Source organism: Synechococcus sp. H60.1, assembly GCF_047462335.1.
In the GTDB taxonomy this organism is placed as follows: Bacteria; Cyanobacteriota; Cyanobacteriia; order Thermostichales; family Thermostichaceae; genus Thermostichus.
The window spans coordinates 1-3992 of sequence record NZ_JANSJA010000264.1; the positions used below are offsets into that span (position 1 = coordinate 1).

3 protein-coding genes are annotated in these 3992 nt (G+C 58.2%); 1 reads left to right on the forward strand and 2 read right to left on the reverse strand.

Translation table 11 applies throughout. The features are described from left to right. The coding region (locus tag NW852_RS12335; protein WP_414426790.1) for a M61 family metallopeptidase at positions 1-1718 on the reverse strand (1718 nt) is incomplete at its 3' end. 239 nt (positions 1719-1957) lie between these two features. On the opposite strand from NW852_RS12335, the gene ntcA reads away from it, so the two are divergent. Then, a complete protein-coding gene (gene ntcA / locus NW852_RS12340) occupies positions 1958-2632 on the forward strand; it encodes a global nitrogen regulator NtcA (protein ID WP_414365317.1) in 675 nt (224 codons plus the stop codon). Between the two features lie 125 nt (positions 2633-2757). Here ntcA and leuB read toward each other — a convergent pair whose 3' ends face one another. Further along, entirely contained in the window at positions 2758-3903 is a 1146-nt protein-coding gene (leuB, locus tag NW852_RS12345) for a 3-isopropylmalate dehydrogenase (RefSeq protein ID WP_414365319.1), read from the reverse strand. Positions 3904-3992: the final 89 nt, after the last annotated feature.

Sequence of the window (3992 nt, forward strand, 5' to 3'; positions counted from 1 at the left end):
GTGTAAACATCCGGGCGGGGTGGATCCAAGGGGATCCAGAAGTGTTTCAACTGATCGCCTTGGAAGACGCTCAGGCAGATCACCTGGTGGGGCTGGTAGGCCGCCAAGCGCTCCGGCAAGGTGGTGGCGCTCACCCGAAAGCCGTCTAGGGCTACGAGCTCGTCGCCAGCCCAGATGCCTGCTTTTTGGGCCGGGGATCCCATCTCGACGGCGCTGATGCGGTTGCCTTCCCCATTGAAGTGGAGACCCAGGTAGGGGGAAGGGTTGGGGCGGCTGAAGTGGGCTTTGAGGGTGAGGCCAAAAGGGTGGAGGTAAGCGTTGTAGTCCAGCTCTTCTGTACCTTCCACGTAGGCAGCGAAAAAGTGGCCAAGATTGGCGCCGGCTACCCGCTCAAAGGCCTCCCGCAGGTCTTGGTGGGTGTAGCCTTTCTCAAACCGGCCAAAGCGCTGCCACAAATCCTGCATGGCCGTGTCCAGGGATCCCTGGCCCCCCGAAAGGTGGCGAATGTGCAGATCCAGCAGCCAGCAGACCAAAGCGCCCTTGAGGTAATAAGAAACCTGGCTGTTGAGGCTATTTTCGTGGGGACGGTAGAGTTTGATCCAAGCGTCGAAACTGGATTCCTGCAGCGATTGCACGGCCCGACCCGGAGTGCGCTGCAGCCGGCCAATTTGCTCGGCCAGGATCTGCAAAAAATCTTTGGCGCTGAGGATCCCTGCCCGCAGCAAGATGACATTTTCGTAGTAGCTGGTTGCCCCCTCGCAAAACCAGAGGCAGTCCACGTAATTTTCTTGGTTGTAGTTAATTTTCTCCAAAGCCAGAGGGCGCAGCCGCTTGACGTTCCAAGCATGGAAAAGCTCGTGGGCCAGCAGAGCCAAAAAGCGGCGATAGGACTGGGGCTGATGCAGCTCCAGCCCAGAATAATTAAGGGTGGTGCTGTACTTGTGCTCTAGGCCGCCAAATCCCCCTGGCGACAAATGCACAATAAACCAGTAGCGGTCGTAGGGCAACCCGCCAAAAAACGCTGCAGTGGCCCGGACAATTTTCTCGGCATCGGCCACCGCTTGCTCCAAATCCAGGGTGCCTGCTCCCCAGACCACGAAGTAATGCGGGATCCCTTCCACTGCAAACGACCGCAACTGGTGCAGGCCCACCTCCACCGGACTATCCACCAGCTCGTCGTAGTCTGCCGCCACAAAAGACTGGCCGGAAGCAGGATCCTCAGAAGAAGAAATCAAAGGTCGCAAACTGGTGGCGATGCGCCAATCTGGCTTGGGAGGGATCACCGTCAAGGTGTAGGGTTCCCGCTCGCGACCGGGCACATAGAAAAAGAGCGCCGCCCCGTTGAAGTAGGCGTGGGTGAGATCCAAATGGTTGGTGCGCACCGTCAGCTCATAGGCATAGACCCGATAGCGAACCTTCACAGCCGAACAGCGGGGCGGCTCGATCTCCCAAGTGTTCTTATCTACCTTCCGCCAGGCCAAAGGGATCCCTTGCTCCGTTGCCGCCTGAAACTCTTGCACATGGCGGGCATATTCCCGCACCAGGTAGGATCCCGGCGTCCACACCGGCAGCCGCAGTTGCAGAGGCGCTTCTGGATCCACCTCTTGGATCTGTAGTTCCACCTCCAGCAGATGATTGGCCGGCTCCGGCATCCGTACTGTGAAGTGCTGACGGCTCGGTTGAGAAGGTGTGGCCACAGCCGCCTCCGGGATCCCCATAAAACCCCTCCAATCGATTACGGCCCCCGCCCCTGGTCCTGGATTCGCTGCTGGACAAGAGACGAGACTTTAAAAATGTAGCTCCTGCTACAAAGGTATCCGGGCAGAACCTTTTAGCTTAGGATAATCTTGCCCCTGGGGTAATTTTCCAGTCAACGGGAATACGGTGCGCCCCAAATCCTCCGATCTGATTTATAGGTTGATCTTAGGTATAAACTGGCTTTAAAAGGTTGACGAATATGGTGGTGGCCATCGCGGAAAAATCTCTGATTGCAGCCTTCAAACAGTTAGGAGGGCCTCACCATCCTCCGGTTATCGAAACGTTTGAACGCGGTAAGACCATCTTCTTCCCTGGAGATCCGGCGGAGCGGGTTTACTTTTTGGTGAAAGGAGCTGTCAAGCTCTCGCGGGTCTACGAAATGGGGGAAGAAATTACCGTTGCTCTCCTGCGGGAAAACAGCATTTTTGGGGTGCTCTCCTTCATCACGGGGCAGCGCTCCGACCGCTTCTATCACGCGGTGGCCTTTACCCGCGTCGAGCTACTCTCTCTGCCCATCGAACAGGTGGAAAAATCGCTGCGGGAGAACGCTGAGCTGGCCATGCTGCTGCTCAAGAGCTTGGCTTCTCGCATCCTGCAGACAGAGATGATGATTGAAACACTGGCTCACCGCGACATGGGATCCCGCCTGGTCAGCTTTCTACTGATCCTCTGCCGCGACTTCGGGGTGCCCGGCCCCAATGGAGTCACCATCGATCTCAAGCTCTCTCACCAGGCCATTGCGGAAGCGATTGGCTCAACCCGTGTCACCATCACGCGTCTGTTGGGGGAGCTGCGCAAGAAGAACTACATTTCCATCCACAAGAAAAAGATCACCGTCCACGACCCGATGCAGCTTGGCCATCGCTTTGCCTAAGGGAAGAAGCTGGCCCGCGGACGTTTCCAAGAATTTCCAATAAAGAGTAATAGCAGTGCCACCGTTCGTCGGGACAATCCCTCCCTCTGGGAGAGGGGTAGCCGCGCCAGCAAGGGAACCCCCACTCAACCGCCGGCGGCTGAGGGCGATCCTTGGGGGGAGGCTTGCTGCTGGGCCAGAGCAGCCAAGATCTTTTCTCCCATCTCGCGGCAGCCTACGAGGGTCATCCCCTCCGAGTAGATGTCGGCAGTGCGGTAGCCCTGGGCCAAAACTGCCTCGACAGCCTGCTCAATGCGGTCGGCAGCTTGGGGCTGATCCAAAGAGTAGCGTAGCAGCATTGCCCCAGAGAGCACCTGGGCAAGAGGGTTGGCCTTGTCTTGTCCGGCAATATCGGGGGCTGACCCGTGTACTGGTTCGTATACCCCAGGGCCAGAGGATCCCAAAGAGGCAGAGGGCAACATGCCGATGGATCCAGTCAGCATCGCTGCCTCATCGGAAAGAATATCCCCGAAGAGGTTCTCCGTGAGAATGACGTCAAACTGCTTCGGCCAGCGCACCAACTGCATGGCAGCGTTATCGACGTACAGGTGGGAAAGCTCCACGTCGGGGTACTCAGCCGCAATGGCGGTAACCCGCTCCCGCCACAGTTGCGACACTTCCAGGACATTGGCCTTATCCACTGAGCAGAGCTTGCGCCGTCGCTTGCGAGCCAGCTCAAAGGCCACGCGGGCAATGCGATCCACCTCGGCCTCGCTGTAGGCCATGGTGTTTACACCCCGCCGGGATCCCGTGGCATCTGTGAAGATCCCTTTGGGTTGGCCGAAGTAGATGCCGCCGGTGAGCTCGCGCACCACCACCAGGTCGATCCCGGCGATCACCTCTGGCTTGAGGGAAGAGGCCTCCACCAGTTGCGGAAAGATCTTCACCGGGCGCAAGTTGGCAAATAATCCCAAGCCAGCCCGCAAGCCCAACAAAGCCCGCTCAGGACGCTTCTCCCGCGGCAGGGTGTCGTACTTAAAGTCGCCAACCGCCGCCAAGTAAACAGCATCGCTCTCCTGGGCCATTTTCAAGGTCTCTGGGGGCAAGGGATCCCCAGTGGCTTCGTAGGCTGCTCCACCAATGAGGCCCTCCTGCCACTGGAGGGAAAACCCCATCTGAGCGGCCACTGCATCCAAAACCGCCCGCCCCACCTGCATGATTTCAGGGCCGATGCCATCTCCGGCCAGGGCAGTAATCCGATAGGTTCGAGCAGCAGAGGAAGGAACGCTCATGGGCGGTCACGGTAAGAGAAGTGCGTAGCGATATTACCATCCCTTTGCCCACAGGTTTGCCGAAAAGTCCCCCAGGAAAGTTCTCCGAA